Here is a 17,145-nt window from a genome sequence, read left to right on the forward strand (position 1 = left end):
ACCAATCGTTCCGATGTTGCAGTGCGGCTTCGTCCGCGAAAACTTTTCCTTGGCCATCGGCGTCGGCTCCGTTCTCTTCTCTAATCTTCAGGGTTCAGGTTCGTCTCTAACGCGGCGTGGGATCAGGCGTATTTCGCCTGAACCTCCTGCGCGACGTTGGACGGCACCTGCTCGTAGTGATCGAATTCCATGCTGTAGTTCGCGCGGCCCTGGCTGAACGAACGCAGCGTGTTGATGTAGCCGAACATGTTGGCGAGCGGGACCATGGCGTTCACCACGTTCGCGTTGCCGCGCATGTCCTGCCCTTGGATCTGGCCGCGGCGGGAGTTGAGGTCGCCGATGACCGAACCGGTGTAGTCCTCAGGCGTCACGACCTCGACCTTCATGATCGGCTCGAGCAACGCAGCGCCGCCCTTCTGCAGGGCCTCGCGGAACGCCGCGCGGGACGCGATTTCGAAGGCGAGGACCGAGGAGTCGACTTCGTGGAACGCGCCGTCGAGGAGCTGGACCTTGACGTCGACCACCGGGAAGCCGGCGATCACGCCCGCGCCCATGACGGAGGCGATGCCCTTTTCGACGCCCGGGATGTACTCCTTCGGCACCGCGCCGCCGACGATCTTCGACTCGAACAGGAAGCCGGCGCCCGGCTCGTTCGGCTCGATGTGCAGCTTCACCCGGGCGAACTGACCGGTGCCGCCGGTCTGCTTCTTGTGGGTGTAGTCGATATCGACCGGCTTGGTCAGCGTCTCGCGATAGGCCACCTGCGGCGCGCCGATCGCGGCGTCGACCTTGTAGGTGCGCCGGAGGATGTCGACCTTGATGTCGAGATGAAGCTCGCCCATCCCCTTAAGGATGGTCTCACCGGACTCCTGGTCGGTCGACACGCGGAAGGACGGGTCCTCAGCCGCGAGCTTCGACAGGGCGATGCCCAGCTTCTCCTGGTCGGCCTTGGTCTTCGGCTCGATCTTGATGGTGATGACCGGTTCCGGGAACACCATCTGCTCGAGAATGACGGCCTTCAGCGGGTCGCACAGCGTGTCGCCGGTGCGGACGTCCTTGAGGCCGGCCAGAGCGACGATGTCGCCGGCGTAAGCCTCCTTGATGTCCTCGCGATTGTTCGCGTGCATCAGCAGCATCCGGCCGACGCGCTCTTTCTTGTCGCGGGTCGAGTTCAGCAGGGTCGAGCCCGCCTCGAGCTTGCCCGAGTAGACGCGACAGAAGGTAATCGTGCCGACGAACGGATCGTCCATGATCTTGAACGCGAGGACCGACAGGCCCTCGTCGTCGGACGGATTGCGGACGATCGGCTCTTCGGTCTTGAAGTCCACGCCGTCGACCGCGCCGCGATCGAGCGGGGTCGGCAGGTAGTCGACAACCGCGTCGAGCAGCGGCTGCACGCCCTTGTTCTTGAACGCCGAGCCGCACAGCACCGGCGTGAACGCGCGGGTGATGGTGGCCTTGCGGATAAGCGCCTTCAGCGACGCCTCGTCGGGCTCCTCGCCTTCGAGGAACTTCTCGAGCGCGGCGTCGTCGAGCTCGACGGCAGCCTCGACCAGCTTGCCGCGATATTCGGCGGCCTGGTCGGCGAGCTCAGCCGAAATCGACGAAATCTCTTCGTCACGGAAGGTCGCGCCGAGGTTCTCGTTATCCCACACGACCGCCTTCATGCGGACGAGGTCGATGATGCCGAGGAAATTGTTCTCGGAGCCGATCGGCAGCTGGATACAGACCGGATTGCCGGCGACGCGGGTGTCGAGCTCTTTCACGCAGCGGAAGAAGTCAGCGCCAATCTTGTCCATCTTGTTGACGAACGCGATCCGCGGCACTTCGTACTTGTCGGCCTGGCGCCACACCGTCTCGGTCTGCGGCTCGACGCCCTGGTTGCCGTCGAGAACGCACACCGCGCCGTCGAGCACGCGCAGCGAACGCTCGACTTCGATCGTGAAGTCGACATGGCCCGGCGTGTCGATGATGTTGAGGCGCTTGTCCTTCCAGAAGGTCGTCGTCGCGGCGGACGTGATCGTGATGCCGCGCTCCTGCTCCTGCTCCATCCAGTCCATGGTCGCGGCGCCGTCGTGGACTTCGCCGATCTTGTGGGACTTGCCGGAGTAGAACAGGACGCGCTCGGTCGTCGTCGTCTTGCCGGCATCAATGTGGGCCATGATGCCGAAGTTACGATAGTCTTCGATCGCGTGGGAGCGGGCCATCTTATCGGTCCTTCAGTCTCTGCTCGATTACCAGCGGTAGTGCGAGAAGGCGCGGTTCGCTTCCGCCATGCGGTGCGTGTCTTCGCGCTTCTTCACGGCGGAGCCGCGGTTGTTCGATGCGTCGATCAGTTCGGCGGACAGGCGATCCACCATGGTCTTCTCGTTGCGGGCGCGGGCCGAGGCCAGCAGCCAGCGCAGAGCGAGCGCCTGGCGACGCTCGGGGCGCACTTCGACGGGAACCTGGTAGGTCGCGCCGCCGACGCGGCGGGAACGAACCTCGAGAGCCGGCGAAATGTTCTCGAGCGCCTGATGGAACACGGCGATCGGGCTCTGCTTGAGCTTGCCTTCGACCTGGTCGAACGCGCCGTAGACGATCGCCTCGGCGGCCGACTTCTTGCCGTGCTTCATGACGGTGTTCATGAACTTCGACACGATGAGATCCCCGAATTTGGGATCGGGATGAACTTCACGACGCTCGGCGGAATGACGACGGGACATCTGTCAGAACCTCACTTCGGCCGCTTCGCGCCGTACTTCGACCGGCGCTGCTTGCGGTTCTTGACGCCCTGCGTGTCGAGCACGCCGCGCAGGATGTGATAGCGGACGCCCGGAAGGTCCTTCACGCGGCCGCCGCGGATCATGACCACCGAATGCTCCTGGAGGTTATGGCCCTCGCCCGGGATGTAGCCGATGACCTCGAAGCCGTTGGTGAGACGCACCTTGGCGACCTTACGAAGCGCCGAGTTCGGCTTCTTCGGGGTCGTGGTGTAAACGCGCGTGCAGACGCCACGCTTCTGCGGGCACGCCTGGAGCGCCGGAACCGTATTGCGCGCCGTCGGCGCCTGCCGCGGCTTGCGGATCAACTGGCTGATGGTGGGCATTGTTCGCCTAACCGCCTTCTTAAATCTCAACAGCGTTCGGCGCGAAGAGGAGACCCTCGACACGCAAAACGAAACGACGCCCGCCTTCGGAGAACCGAAGGAAGCGCCCGCTCCTTGCAGAGGACCGACGGCGACAAGCGCCGCAGGTCATGAACCCGCAACTGACCCAGTGTGGTCGCGACAGCGTTTGAACCCGAAAGGTCGGAGCGTTGGACCGCTTCCGAGCAGCGTGGGATCACCGCCTGCCGAAGAGTGGGCGGCTTCTAACCCGCGAGTCGGGGAACGTCAACCCGCCGTGGAGCTATTCGGCGAAGATCGGCCATGCGCGCCCAGATGAGGTACCCGAGCGCTGTGATTTAAGGCCCTTGCGACCCACAAGAACCAGGCGCCGCGCCCCTCGCCTGCTCAGCAGCGCTGGCTCTTCAGCTCTTCCGCCTAGGTCCGCGGCATCCCCAGCCCGCCGCACATCAGCACGAGCTCGCTTTGCCGACTCGCTCCCGTCTTGGCGAAGATCGAGCGGAGCTGGTTGCGGATGGTGGATTCGCTGAGCCCAGAGGATTCGGCGATCTCGTTGACCGCCGCGCCCTCGATGAGCTGGCGGGTCACGCGCGCCTCCGCCGGGGTGAGGTCGAAGAGGCCCGAGAGAATCGAAGCGCTTGGGGCGGCCGTCGCTCCAAGCTGGGTGACCACGACGAGCCAGGCGGCCTGCGCGAAGACGTCCCGCGCCTGCCGGCGGATCGGCAGCACATGGAGCACGCCCGGCCTCGCCTCCCCCGCCTGCGGCAGCGCGATCGACCGGCCGCCTGCCAGGCCGTCGCGGGCGAAGGCCTCGCGCAGAAGGGCGTCGGCGGCGGGATCAGAGAGGCGCAAGCCGTCGCGCGCGCCGATCTTGATCTGGGCCGCCAGCGCCTCGAAGGCGGCGTTGGCGGCGAGCGTCGAGCCGTTCGCGCGCGTGACCGCCGCAGGAAGGCCAAGCGCCGACAGCGCCTCGACCTGCGCCCGCGAGCGTTCGAGGTCGATCCGGGCCGAGAAGATCGATGCGCGGGCAAGGTGCGGACGAAGCTTGTCGAGCTCGCCCAAGATCTCGACAGGCGTGGGCCCGAGCTTGCCGGCGCGTTCGAACGAGAACGCCACGAGATCGTCGCTCGGACACTTGATCACGGAGCCCGCGCCGTAGCCAAGGCCCGCAGGCCGCAGCAGCTCGGCGTACATCGGCTCGTTCTCGATCTCCTCGTCGGTCAGGATGTCCTGATCGCGGACGAAGCCTTCGTAATTGAGCTTGGCGGTGCGCGGCGCGCGACAATTGCGATCCTGCCAACCTCCGGTCAGGAAGCGCTCGAGCACGTCGGCGATTCCTGGCGAGGAGATCCCGCGCTGAAACTGCGCATTGACGCAGAACATGCCCGCGCCGACGAACTCGTAGCGGTTGGACAAGTCCTGAAACAGGTCGGGCCACAGCTCAGGCAAAGCTGCGGCCTCGTAAATTCTTTCGACGATGTCGCTCATGCGCGGTTCGGCCCCACCCGGATCGCGTAGATCCCGCGATCATACGGTATCCGGCAGGGCCTCAAAGGTAAATGAGGGCCGCCGGTTTCCCGGCGGCCCTCATGACCTGTCGTCGTTCTCAGACGGCGGGGCGAACCGCCCCGCCTCACTCCGCCGCGTCGGGCGTCGGCAGCAGCTGTGCGTCCGGCGCGGGCGCGGCCGAGGTCTGCTCCTGCGCGCGCTGCGCGAGGATCAACTCGTCGCGATGGCTCGCGATCTCGCGGACCTTGTTCATCACCGAACCGGTGCCGGCCGGGATGAGGCGGCCCACGATGACGTTCTCCTTGAGGCCCTCTAGGTCGTCGGCCTTGCCGTTGACGGCGGCCTCGGTGAGCACCCTCGTCGTCTCCTGGAAGGAGGCGGCCGAGATGAAGGAGCGCGTCTGGAGCGAGGCCTTGGTGATGCCGAGCAAGACTGGATGACCGACCGCCGGCTTCTTGCCCTCTTCCACCGCCTTGGCGTTGACCGCGTCGAACTCGAGGCGGTCGACCTGCTCGTTGGTGATGAGCTCGGTCTCGCCGGCGTCCGAGATCTCGACCTTCTGCAGCATCTGACGAACGATCACCTCGATGTGCTTGTCGTTGATCTGCACGCCCTGCAGTCGGTAGACCTCCTGGATCTCGTTGACGAGGTAGGCCGCAAGCTCCTCCACGCCCTTGATCGCCAGAATGTCGTGCGGCGCCGGGTTGCCGTCGACGATGTAGTCGCCAAGCTCCACGACGTCGCCGTCCTGCAGCTGGATGTGCTTGCCCTTCGGGATCAAGTACTCGACCGGATCGCCGCCGTCGGCCGGGATGAGGCTGATGCGGCGCTTGTTCTTGTAGTCCTTTCCGAAGTGCACCGTGCCCGAGACCTCGGCGATGATCGCCGCGTCCTTCGGGCGCCGAGCTTCAAAGAGCTCGGCGACACGCGGCAGACCGCCCGTGATGTCGCGCGTCTTGGCGCTTTCGGTCGGGATACGGGCCAGCACGTCGCCGGCCTTCACCTCGGAGCCGGGCGAGACCGACAGGATCGCGTCCGGGGCGAGCTGGTAGCGCGCCTCGCCGCCCTTGGCGGGCTTCAGGATCTTGCCGTCCGGGCCCTGCACGACGATCGAGGGCTTGAGGTCCGCCGAACGGGTCGACGTCCGCCAGTCCATAACGACGCGCTTGGTGATGCCGGTCGCCTCGTCCGACGTCTCCCTGACGGAGGCGCCTTCGACGAGATCCTCGAACTGCGTCTTGCCGTCGACCTCGGTGAGGATCGGACGGGTGTACGGATCCCACTCGGCGATGCGCTGGCCGCGCTTGATCTTGTCGCCGTCGTCGACGCGCAGCTTGGCGCCGTACAGCAGGCGATGGGACGCGCGCTCCGTGACGCCGTTGGCGTCGAGGATCACCACCGCGACGTTGCGGCCCATGACGATCAGATCGCCGTCCGAGTTCCGGGCCGCGTTGCGGTTGCGGATCTTGACCGTGCCCTCAAAGGAGCTTTCGACGAAGGACGAGTCAGCAAGCTGCGCCGTGCCGCCGATGTGGAACGTGCGCATGGTGAGCTGCGTGCCCGGCTCGCCGATCGACTGCGCCGCGATGACGCCGACCGCCTCACCCATGTTGACCGGCGTGCCGCGAGCAAGATCGCGGCCGTAGCAGGCCTTGCAGACGCCGACCTTGGTCTCGCAGGTCAGCACGGAGCGGATGCGAACCTCCTGCACGCCGGCGGCGGACATGGCCTCGACGTCCTTCTCGGAGATCAGCGTGTTGCGCGGGAGAACGAGGTCACCCGTCGCCGGATGCTGAACGTCCTCGGCCGTCGTGCGGCCGAGCGTGCGCATGCCGAGCGTGGCCACGATCTGGCCGGCGTCGACCACCGGGCGGACGCGGATGCCGGACTCAGAGCCGCAATCGTCCTCGGTGATGATGCAGTCCTGCGCCACGTCGACGAGACGACGGGTCAGGTAGCCCGAGTTCGCCGTCTTGAGCGCCGTGTCGGCGAGACCCTTACGGGCGCCGTGCGTCGAGTTGAAGTACTCGAGAACCGAGAGGCCTTCCTTGAAGTTCGAGATGATCGGGCTCTCGATGATCTCGCCGGAGGGCTTGGCCATCAGGCCGCGCATGCCGGCGAGCTGCTTCATCTGCGCCGGCGAGCCGCGGGCGCCCGAATGGCTCATCATGTAGATCGAGTTGATCTGCTTGGCGCGGTTGGTCTCCTTGTCGATCTGGACCGCGGAAATCCGCGCCATCATCTCCTCGGCGATCTTGTCCGTGCACTTCGCCCAGGCGTCGACGACCTTGTTGTACTTCTCGCCCTGGGTGATCAGGCCGTCCTGGTACTGCTGCTCGTATTCCTTGGCGAGCGTGCGGGTGTCCTCGACGATCTTCGTCTTGGTCTCCGGCACGACCATGTCGTCCTTGCCGAACGAGATGCCGGCCTTGAACGCGTTGTGGAAGCCGAGCGACATGATCCGATCGCAGAAGATGACCGTGTCCTTCTGACCGCAGTTGCGGTAGACGGTGTCGATCATGTTCGAGATTTCCTTCTTCGTCATCAGCTTGTTGACGACGTCGAAGGTCAGCTTCGGGGTCTTGGGCAGCAGCTGGCCGAGCATCATGCGGCCGGGCGTGGTCTCAAAGATCTTGGACACCTTGTCGCCGTTCTCGTCGATCGAGACGAAACGGCCCTTGATCTTGGTGTGCAAGGTCACGGACTTCGAGAACAGCGCGTGCTCCATCTCGCCCATGTCGGCGAACAGCGAGCCTTCGCCCGGCTCGTTGTCGCGCATCAGGGTGAGGTAGTAGAGACCGAGCACGATGTCCTGCGACGGCACGATGATCGGCGCGCCGTTGGCGGGATGCAGGATGTTGTTGGTCGACATCATGAGCACGCGCGCTTCCAGCTGCGCCTCGAGGCTCAGCGGAACGTGCACGGCCATCTGGTCGCCGTCGAAGTCGGCGTTGAACGCGGCGCAGACCAGCGGGTGAAGCTGGATCGCCTTGCCCTCGATCAGCACCGGCTCGAACGCCTGGATGCCGAGGCGGTGGAGCGTCGGCGCGCGGTTCAGCATCACCGGATGCTCGCGGATGACCTCGTCCAGGATGTCCCAGACTTCCGGCTTTTCCTTCTCGACGAGCTTCTTGGCCTGCTTGACGGTCGCCGAGAGGCCCTTGGCGTCGAGCCGCGAGTAGATGAACGGCTTGAACAGCTCGAGCGCCATCTTCTTCGGCAGGCCGCACTGGTGCAGCTTCAGCTCAGGGCCGACCACGATGACCGAACGGCCCGAATAGTCGACGCGCTTGCCCAGCAGGTTCTGGCGGAACCGCCCCTGCTTGCCCTTCAGCATGTCGGAGAGCGACTTCAGCGGGCGCTTGTTGACGCCCGTGATGACGCGGCCGCGGCGGCCGTTGTCGAACAGCGCGTCGACCGCCTCCTGAAGCATGCGCTTCTCGTTGCGGATGATGATGTCCGGCGCGCGCAGCTCGATCAGCCGCTTGAGGCGGTTGTTGCGGTTGATGACGCGGCGGTAGAGGTCGTTGAGGTCGGACGTCGCGAAACGGCCGCCGTCGAGCGGCACGAGCGGACGCAGATCCGGCGGGATCACCGGCACGACGGTCATGATCATCCAGTCGGGCTTGTTGCCCGAGTCGATGAAGGCCTCGACGATCTTCAGGCGCTTGGCGAGCTTCTTGGGCTTGAGCTCGGTGGTCGCCTCCGCGATCTCGACGCGGATGTCGGCGGCCATCTTCTCGAGGTCGAGGCCGCGCAGCAGCGACTGGATCGCCTCGGCGCCGATCTGGGCCGTGAAGGCGTCCTCGCCGTATTCGTCCTGCGCGAGAAGATACTCCTCCTCGGTCAGAAGCTGGCGGTCCTTGAGCGGCGTCAGGCCGGTCTCGAGGACGACGTACTTCTCGAAGTAGAGGATCGCCTCGAGGTCCTTCAGCGTCATGTCGAGCAGAAGGCCGATGCGGGACGGCAGCGACTTCAAGAACCAGATATGGGCGACGGGCGCGGCGAGCTCGATGTGGCCCATGCGCTCGCGGCGCACGCGGCTGAGGGTGACCTCGACGCCGCACTTCTCGCAGATGACGCCCTTGTACTTCATGCGCTTGTACTTGCCGCACAAGCACTCGTAGTCCTTGATCGGACCGAAGATGCGAGCGCAGAACAGGCCGTCGCGCTCCGGCTTGAAGGTCCGGTAGTTGATCGTCTCGGGCTTCTTGATCTCGCCGAAAGACCACGAGAGGATCTTTTCCGGGCTCGCGATCGAGATCCGGATCTGGTCGAACGTCTGGGCCGGAACCTGCGTGTTGAAGAGATTCATCACTTCTTGGTTCATCGCCGTCTCCTTCCGCGGATCCCGCCTTGCGTCGCCGCCAACGCCGGGCCTATCCGCCAAAAATCCAAAATCGGCGACGGGCGGGCCGCTCGGCCCGTCCGTCGGATGACAACTCTCTCAGAGAGCCGCCGTCACTCCGCCGCGTCCGCCGGCGGGAGATTCTGCTTCTTGGACGTGTGCAGGTCGACGTTGAGGCCGAGCGACCGCATTTCCTTCACGAGCACGTTGAAGCTCTCCGGAATGCCCGCCTCGAAGGCGTCGTCGCCGCGCACGATCGACTCGTAGACCTTGGTGCGGCCCGCGACGTCGTCGGACTTCACCGTCAGCATCTCCTGCAAGGTGTAGGCCGCGCCGTAGGCTTCAAGGGCCCACACTTCCATCTCGCCGAAGCGCTGTCCGCCGAACTGCGCCTTGCCGCCCAGCGGCTGCTGGGTGACGAGCGAGTACGGGCCGATCGAACGCGCGTGGATCTTGTCGTCCACGAGGTGGTGGAGCTTCAGCATGTAGATGTAGCCCACCGTCACCTGACGGTCGAACGGATCGCCGGTGCGCCCGTCCGACAGGGTGACCTGGCCGGACGTGTTGACGCCGGCGAGCTCGAGCATGCGCTCGATGTCCGCCTCCTTGGCGCCGTCGAACACCGGCGTCGCGATCGGAACGCCGCGCCGAAGCGTTTCGGACATCTCGACGAGCTCGTCGTCCTTCATGCCCTTCACCTCGGCGTTGTCGCCGTAGACGGTGTCGAGCCTGGACTTGAGGTCCGAGATGCCGGCGCCGGCGCGGTAGGCGTCGATCGCCTTACCGATCTGAGCGCCCAGACCCGCGCAGGCCCAACCGAGATGGGTCTCGAGGATCTGCCCGACGTTCATGCGGCTCGGCACGCCGAGCGGGTTCAGCACGATGTCGACATGGGTGCCGTCCTCGAGGAACGGCATGTCCTCGACCGGAACGATGCGCGAAACCACGCCCTTGTTGCCGTGCCGGCCGGCCATCTTGTCGCCCGGCTGGATCTTGCGCTTCACGGCGATGAAGACCTTGACCATCTTCATCACGCCGGGCGGAAGCTCGTCGCCGCGCTGCAGCTTCTCGACCTTGTCGAGGAACCGCTGCTCGAGACGCTTCTTCTGCTCGTCGTACTGGGCGCGCATGCCCTCGAGGTCGGACATCATCTTGTCGTCCGACACCGCGATCTGCCACCACTGCGAACGCGGCGCCTCGCCCAGCATCTCGCGGGTGATGGCCTCGTCCTTCCTGATCGCCTTCGGGCCGCCGACCGCGGTCTTGCCGACCAGCATCTCGCCGAGACGCGCATAGGTGTTGCGGTCGAGGATCGCGAGCTCGTCGTCGCGGTCCTTGGCGAGCCGCTCGATCTCCTCGCGCTCGATCGCCTGGGCGCGCTCGTCCTTGTCGATGCCGTGCCGGTTGAACACGCGCACTTCGACGATGGTGCCGGTGACGCCGGGCGGCACGCGCAGCGAGGTGTCGCGCACGTCGGACGCCTTCTCGCCGAAGATCGCGCGGAGGAGCTTCTCCTCCGGCGTCATCGGGCTCTCGCCCTTCGGCGTGATCTTGCCGACGAGGATGTCGCCCGCTGCCACTTCAGCGCCGATGTAGACGATGCCGGCTTCGTCGAGATTCTTCAGCGCCTCTTCCGAAACGTTCGGAATGTCGCGCGTGATCTCCTCCGGCCCGAGCTTGGTGTCGCGGGCCATCACCTCGAACTCCTCGATGTGGATCGAGGTGAAGACGTCGTCGGAGACGATCTTCTCGCTGAGGAGGATGGAGTCCTCGAAGTTGTAGCCGTTCCACGGCATGAAGGCGACAAGCACGTTGCGGCCGAGCGCGAGCTCGCCGAGCTCGGTCGATGGGCCGTCGGCGATGATCTCGCCCTTCTTCACGATGTCGCCGACGCGGACCAGCGGCTTCTGCGTGATGCAGGTCGACTGGTTGGAGCGCTGGAACTTCATGAGACGGTAGATGTCGACGCCGGGCTTGGAGGCGTCGGGCTCTTCCGTCGCGCGGATGACGATGCGGGTCGCGTCGACTTGGTCGATCACGCCGGCGCGGCGGGCCGCGATCGCGGCGCCCGAGTCACGAGCGACCACCGCCTCCATGCCGGTGCCCACGAAGGGCGCGTCGGCGCGAACGAGCGGCACCGCCTGGCGCTGCATGTTCGAGCCCATGAGCGCGCGGTTGGCGTCGTCGTTCTCGAGGAACGGGATGAGCGCGGCCGCGACCGAGACGAGCTGCTTCGGCGACACGTCCATGTAGTCGACGCGCTCGATCGGCGCGAAGACGACCTCGCCCATGTGGCGGCAGACGATCAGGTCCTCGGTGAACTTGCCCTCGGCCGTGATCACGGCGTTCGCCTGCGCGACGTGGTGCTTCGATTCCTCGACGGCCGAGAGGTAGTGCACCTCGTCGGTCACCGCGCCGTCGCGCACCTTGCGGTACGGGCTCTCGATGAAGCCGTACTTGTTCACGCGCGCGAACGTCGCGAGCGAGTTGATCAGGCCGATGTTCGGGCCTTCCGGCGTCTCGATCGGGCAGATGCGGCCGTAATGGGTCGGATGCACGTCGCGGACTTCGAAGCCCGCGCGCTCGCGAGTGAGACCGCCCGGTCCAAGCGCCGAGAGACGACGCTTGTGCGTGATCTCGGAGAGCGGGTTGGTCTGGTCCATGAACTGCGAGAGCTGCGAGGAGCCGAAGAACTCGCGCACGGCCGCGGCCGCAGGCTTCGCGTTGATCAGGTCCTGCGGCATGACGGTGTCGATCTCGACCGACGACATGCGCTCCTTGATGGCGCGCTCCATGCGGAGCAGGCCGACGCGGTACTGGTTCTCCATGAGCTCGCCGACCGACCGGACGCGGCGGTTGCCGAGATGGTCGATGTCGTCGATCTCGCCCTTGCCGTCGCGCAGGTCCACGAGCGTCTTCACGACCGCCAGGATGTCGTCCTTGCGGAGCGTGCGATGGGTGTCGGGCGCGTCGAGGTCGAGGCGCATGTTCATCTTCACGCGGCCGACGGCCGAGAGGTCGTAGCGCTCGCTGTCGAAGAACAGCGACTGGAACATCGCCTCGGCGGTGTCGAGGGTCGGCGGCTCGCCCGGACGCATCACGCGATAGATGTCGAACAGCGCTTCCTCGCGGGTCGCGTTCTTGTCGACGTTCAGCGTGTTGCGGATGTAGCCGCCGGTGTTGACGTGGTCGATGTCGAGCAGGTCGATCTCGTCCAGCCCGACCTCCTGAAGGAGCTCGAGCATCTTGGCCGTGATCTCCTCGCCGGCCTCGGCCCAGATCTCGCCCGTCTCGGGATTGACGAGATCCTCGGCGACGTACTGGCCGATCATCTCCTCGTTGGAGACCTTGAGGAACTTCACGCCCTTCTCGCCGATGAGGCGGGCCTGGCGGGGGGTCAGCTTCTTGCCGGCCTCGAGGACGACCTCGCCGCTTTCGGCGTCGATCAGGTCCTGGGTGGCGTTGAAGCCCTTCATGCGATTGCCGTCGAACGGCATGCGCCAGCCGTCGCCGTCACGCTGGTGCGGGACCTTGTTGTAGAAGGTGTCGAGGATCTCCTCGCCGTCCATGCCGAGCGCGAACAGCAGCGACGTCACCGGGATCTTGCGGCGACGGTCGATGCGGGCGTGCACGATGTCCTTGGCGTCGAACTCGATGTCGAGCCAGGAGCCGCGATACGGGATGATGCGCGCGGCGAACAGCAGCTTGCCCGACGAGTGGGTCTTGCCCTTGTCGTGGTCGAAGAACACGCCCGGCGAACGGTGCATCTGGCTGACGATGACGCGCTCGGTGCCGTTGACGATGAAGGTGCCGTTCGACGTCATGAGCGGCATGTCGCCCATGTAGACGTCCTGCTCCTTGATGTCCTTGACGGACTTGGCGCCGGTCTCCTCGTCGACGTCGAACACGATGAGGCGCAGCGTCACCTTGAGCGGGGCCGCGAAGGTCATGCCGCGCTGGCGACACTCGTCGACGTCGTATTTCGGCTGCTCGAACTCGTAGTTCACGAACTCGAGCATCGAGGTGTTGGAGAAGTCGGAAATCGGGAACACCGACTTGAACACCGTCTGCAGGCCTTCGTCCGGCCGCGTCGCCGCGCCCTCGTCGAACAGAAGGAACTGGTCGTAGGACGCCTTCTGAACCTCGATGAGGTTCGGCATTTCCGTCACTTCACGGATCTTGCCGAAGAACTTGCGGACACGCTTGCGGCCGGTGATCTGCTGAGCCATCGTCTTCCTCATCTCGCGCCGTGCACGCCTGATCCAAAAACCGTCCGGCCGAAAATTCGGCCCAGGGCCCTTGGATCAGGCGCGGCGGACTCCATCTCGCGACGGACCCGCTTTCAGAAACGCCCCGCCGGGTCTCCAGAACCACGAAGGTCTCCGGGAACCGGAAGGCGCTGAAAGCCGCGCAGGACTCGACGTCTGCGACGTCGCCCCACGCGGCTTCAATCAAAGTCCCGCGGGGACCGGCGAACCGGCGACCCCCGCGGGGTATTTCCGTCGCGGACCGCGAAACGCGATCCGCGCCGAACTCACTTGAGCTCGACCTTGGCGCCAGCCTTCTCGAGCTGGGCCTTGAGCTTCTCGGCCTCGTCCTTGGAGACGCCTTCCTTGACGGGCTTCGGCGCGCCTTCGACCAGGTCCTTGGCTTCCTTGAGGCCGAGGCCGGTGATCGCGCGGACCTCCTTGATGACCTCGATCTTCTTCTCGCCGGCGGCCGCGAGCACGACGGTGAACTCCGTCTGCTCTTCGGCGGCCGGGGCCGCGGCGCCGCCGCCGGCCGGACCAGCGACCGCAACCGCCGCAGCGGCCGAGACGCCCCACTTCTCTTCGAGGAGCTTGGCGAGCTCCGCAGCTTCGAGAACCGTCAGATTCGACAGCTCGTCGACGATCTTCGTCAGATCAGTCATTGTTTCACGTCCTTAGAGGGTTCGAACCAGTTTTGAACTTTGGAAGAGCGGCTCACGCCGCCTCGTCTCGCTTGGCGTATGCCCCGAAAACGCGCGCAAGCTTGGCGGCCGGCGCGGTCGAGAGCTGCGCGAGCTTGGTCGCCGGGGCCTGGATAAGGCCGACGAGCTTGGCGCGCAGTTCGTCCAGGGACGGCAGCGTGGCAAGAGCCTTCACGCCGTCCGGGTTCAGGGAGGTCGCGCCCATGGCGCCGCCCAGGATCACGAACTTGTCGTGCCCCTTGGCGAACTCCACTGCGACCTTGGGCGCCACCACCGGATCATCGCTGTAAGCGAGGATCGTCGGGCCCTGCAGGAGGGACCCGATATGGGCGACGTCCGTGCCATCGAGAGCGATCTTGGCGAGCCGGTTCTTCGCGACCTTCACGCTCGCGCCAGCCTCGCGCATCTGCCGACGAAGCGTCTGCAGCTGGGCGACGGTCAGGCCCGAGTAGTGAGCGACGACGATGGCCCCGGAGTTCGAAAACACCGAGTTCAGCGTCGCGACCATGTCACGCTTTTCCGCGCGGTCCACGTGCTCTCTCCGGTAGACGGTCCAGTCCTCATGGACGGAACCGCCGGGTTGCTACGGCCGTTGCTCGTCGGGCGGACGCCCTCGTGGCCAACGGCGGCTTCAAGCCTGTCCGCGCGCCTCGCCTCGAAAGGTTCGGCCGCGTTGGTTCGAACCGGACGTAAGGGCCGCTCTCGCGGGCCATGAAATCCGGTCGTCCCGTCTCGGCAGGTCCCGGTGCTCCGGGCTTAAGCGGTCTCCCCGTGGAGGCGCGCCTGCTTTCTCGGACAGGTCGGACAGAGCGGCGAACCGCCCTGCCCTTCATTCGCGCCGGATCAGAGACCCGGCGCGAAATTCTTCAAATCAGGCGCCCAACACCGTCGACGGATCGACGTGCACGCCCGGGCCCATGGTCGACGAGACCGCGATGCGCTGGACATACTGGCCCTTCGCGCCGGTCGGCTTGGCCTTCACCACGGCGTCGGTGAACGCCTTGATGTTCTCGGCGAGCTTCTGCGCGTCGAACGACGCCTTGCCGACGCCGCCATGGATGATGCCGGCCTTCTCGACGCGGAACTCCACTGCGCCGCCCTTGGCGGCCTTGACCGCGCCAGCGACGTCCATCGTCACGGTGCCGACCTTCGGGTTCGGCATCAGGCCGCGCGGGCCGAGCACTTTGCCGAGACGGCCGACGAGCGGCATCAGGTCCGGGGTCGCGATGCAGCGATCGAACTCGATCTTGCCGCCCTGGACGATCTCGAGCAGGTCCTCGGCGCCGACGACGTCGGCCCCGGCGGCCTTGGCCTCGTCGGCCTTCGGGCCGCGGGCGAACACGCCGACGCGAACCGTGCGGCCCGAACCGTTCGGCAGATTGCAGACGCCGCGGACCATCTGGTCGGCGTGGCGCGGGTCGACGCCGAGATTGATCGCGACCTCGATGGTCTCGTCGAACTTCGCCTTGGCGCGGTCCTTCACGAGAGCCAGGGCCTCGTCGAGAGCATAGAGCTTCTCGCGGTCGACGCCTTCACGAGCGGCGGAGTAGCGCTTACCGATCTTCGCCATGGTCAGCCCTCCACCGCCAAGCCCATCGAACGGGCGGAGCCCGCAAGCATCGCCACGGCGGCCTCGACCGTGTGGCAGTTCATGTCGGCCATCTTCTTCTCCGCGATGTCGCGGAGCTGGGCCTGGGTGACCTTGCCGACGGGAGCCGCCTTGCCGGTCGTCTTGGAGCCCGACTTGATGCCGGCGGCCTGCTTGAGGAAGTAGCTCACAGGCGGCGACTTCATCAGGAACGTGAAGGAGCGGTCCGCATAGGCGGTGATGACGACGGGGATCGGCATCCCCTTCTCCATCTGACCGGTGGCGGCGTTGAACGCCTTGCAGAACTCCATGATGTTCAGGCCGCGCTGACCGAGCGCCGGACCGATCGGCGGCGACGGGTTCGCGGAGCCCGCGGGCACCTGCAGCTTGATGTAACCTACGACTTTCTTCGCCATGTCCTCAGTTCTCCTCTGACGCCACGGGGATCACGCCCCTCGCGTCGTTGAGCCGTGGTGCGAAGCCGGACGGCCGGCGGCGAAAACGCCGGCGCCCCCTCTCCCACAGCCGGGTTTCGGGTCAGACCTTTTCGACCTGCCCGTATTCGAGATCGACGGTCGTCGCGCGACCGAAGATCGAGACGTCGATCTTGAGGCGCGCGCGGGCCTCGTCGACGTCCTGCACCACGCCCGAGAAGGACGCGAACGGCCCGTCGGAGACGCGCACCTGCTCGCCCACCTCGAACGAAACGGAAGGCTTCGGACGCTCGATGCCTTCCTGCACCTGCTGCATGATCCGCAGAGCCTCGCGCTCCGAGATCGGCGACGGCTTGTTGTCCGCGCCCAGGAACCCCGTGACCTTCGGGGTGTTGCGGATCAGGTGATAGGCCTGGTCCGTCAGGTCCATCTTCACCAGCACGTAGCCGGGAAAAAACTTGCGCTCCGCATCGACCTTGCGGCCGCGGCGCACCTCGACGACCTTTTCGGTCGGCACGAGAATTTCCTCGAAGAGATCGCCGAGGCCGGTCTGCTCGGCCTTCTCGCGGATCGATTCCGCGACCTTCTTCTCGAAGTTCGAATAAGCGTGGACGATGTACCAGCGCTTCGGCCGGCCGCCCGCGCGGGCTTCGACGGCGCTCATCGGCCAATTCCCAACAGCAGGGTGACGCCGTAGCGGATGATCATGTCGACGAAGAAGAAGAACACCGCCGCGACGAAGGCGAAGATCACCACCATCAGCGTCGTGATGCCCGTCTCCTTGCGGGTCGGCCACACCACTTTCGCGGTCTCGGCTCCAACCTGCTGGAGGAATTCGAGCGGGGAAGTCTTCGCCATCAGATGTCCAAAACGTCCAAAAGGGCGCGCTCCCGAAACGGGCCCGCACCCCGAAAACCAAAAGAATTCAACGACCTTGCGGTCGCACTCAAACCCCGAACTAAATTCCGCCCCGCCACGCCGTCCGCCCGGGCGTGGCAGGAGTGGAGGGACTCGAACCCCCAACCCCCGGTTTTGGAGACCGGTGCTCTGACCAGTTGAGCTACACTCCTAAAGACGCTGGGGGTTTTGAGCGGGTGGCTCATATGGCACGCCGACTCGCTTGGCGCAACACCCAACGCGGCAGTTTCGAGACGGACTGAACGTCCGTCACGGCGCCGCGCCCGGAGGGAGCCTCCGGGCGCGGCGGCC

At 65.7% G+C, this 17,145-nt stretch carries 12 protein-coding genes and 1 tRNA gene; all 13 read right to left on the reverse strand.

The window, feature by feature from the left end; genetic code table 11:
* Positions 1–122: 122 nt before the first annotated feature.
* Positions 123–2,207, reverse strand: coding sequence for an elongation factor G (gene fusA / locus ACFOWB_RS26330; protein ID WP_378150329.1), 2,085 nt, complete (start codon positions 2,205–2,207; stop codon positions 123–125).
* 27 nt (positions 2,208–2,234) lie between these two features.
* Positions 2,235–2,705, reverse strand: coding sequence for a 30S ribosomal protein S7 (gene rpsG / locus ACFOWB_RS26335; protein WP_261403633.1), 471 nt, complete (start codon positions 2,703–2,705; stop codon positions 2,235–2,237).
* Between the two features lie 11 nt (positions 2,706–2,716).
* Complete coding sequence (gene rpsL / locus ACFOWB_RS26340) at positions 2,717–3,088, reverse strand: 30S ribosomal protein S12 (protein ID WP_020178159.1); 372 nt, start codon at positions 3,086–3,088, stop codon at positions 2,717–2,719.
* A gap of 435 nt (positions 3,089–3,523) precedes the next feature.
* The gene (locus ACFOWB_RS26345; protein WP_378150332.1) at positions 3,524–4,594 is read right to left on the reverse strand and encodes a helix-turn-helix transcriptional regulator; all 1,071 of its coding nucleotides are present in this window, start codon (positions 4,592–4,594) and stop codon (positions 3,524–3,526) included.
* 145 nt (positions 4,595–4,739) lie between these two features.
* Positions 4,740–8,945, reverse strand: a complete 4,206-nt coding sequence (rpoC, locus tag ACFOWB_RS26350; protein WP_378150334.1) for a DNA-directed RNA polymerase subunit beta' — start codon at positions 8,943–8,945, stop codon at positions 4,740–4,742.
* A 131-nt stretch (positions 8,946–9,076) separates the two neighbouring features.
* Entirely contained in the window at positions 9,077–13,192 is a 4,116-nt protein-coding gene (gene rpoB / locus ACFOWB_RS26355; protein WP_378150336.1) for a DNA-directed RNA polymerase subunit beta, read from the reverse strand.
* A 305-nt stretch (positions 13,193–13,497) separates the two neighbouring features.
* On the reverse strand, positions 13,498–13,875 hold the full coding sequence (gene rplL / locus ACFOWB_RS26360; RefSeq protein WP_261403636.1) for a 50S ribosomal protein L7/L12: 378 nt from the start codon (positions 13,873–13,875) through the stop codon (positions 13,498–13,500).
* 52 nt (positions 13,876–13,927) lie between these two features.
* Positions 13,928–14,446 (reverse strand): 50S ribosomal protein L10, encoded by a 519-nt coding sequence (gene rplJ, locus ACFOWB_RS26365; protein WP_261403637.1) that lies wholly within the window; start codon positions 14,444–14,446, stop codon positions 13,928–13,930.
* A 339-nt stretch (positions 14,447–14,785) separates the two neighbouring features.
* Positions 14,786–15,484 carry a 50S ribosomal protein L1 gene (gene rplA, locus ACFOWB_RS26370; protein ID WP_261403638.1) on the reverse strand — a complete coding sequence of 233 codons (699 nt, stop codon included), beginning with the start codon at positions 15,482–15,484 and terminating at the stop codon, positions 14,786–14,788.
* A 2-nt stretch (positions 15,485–15,486) separates the two neighbouring features.
* Positions 15,487–15,918, reverse strand: coding sequence for a 50S ribosomal protein L11 (gene rplK, locus ACFOWB_RS26375; RefSeq protein ID WP_261403639.1), 432 nt, complete (start codon positions 15,916–15,918; stop codon positions 15,487–15,489).
* Positions 15,919–16,039: 121 nt separating this feature from the next.
* Complete coding sequence (gene nusG, locus ACFOWB_RS26380) at positions 16,040–16,600, reverse strand: transcription termination/antitermination protein NusG (protein ID WP_378150340.1); 561 nt, start codon at positions 16,598–16,600, stop codon at positions 16,040–16,042.
* Positions 16,597–16,797 (reverse strand): preprotein translocase subunit SecE, encoded by a 201-nt coding sequence (gene secE, locus ACFOWB_RS26385; protein ID WP_261405882.1) that lies wholly within the window; start codon positions 16,795–16,797, stop codon positions 16,597–16,599. The genes nusG and secE overlap by 4 nt, the downstream gene beginning before the upstream one ends.
* Positions 16,798–16,929: 132 nt before the next feature.
* A tRNA-Trp gene (locus tag ACFOWB_RS26390) sits at positions 16,930–17,006 on the reverse strand.
* Positions 17,007–17,145 lie beyond the last annotated feature (139 nt).

Origin of the sequence: Chenggangzhangella methanolivorans, assembly GCF_042648545.1 — a bacterium.
Taxonomy (GTDB): Bacteria; Pseudomonadota; Alphaproteobacteria; order Rhizobiales; family Methylopilaceae; genus Methylopila; species Methylopila methanolivorans.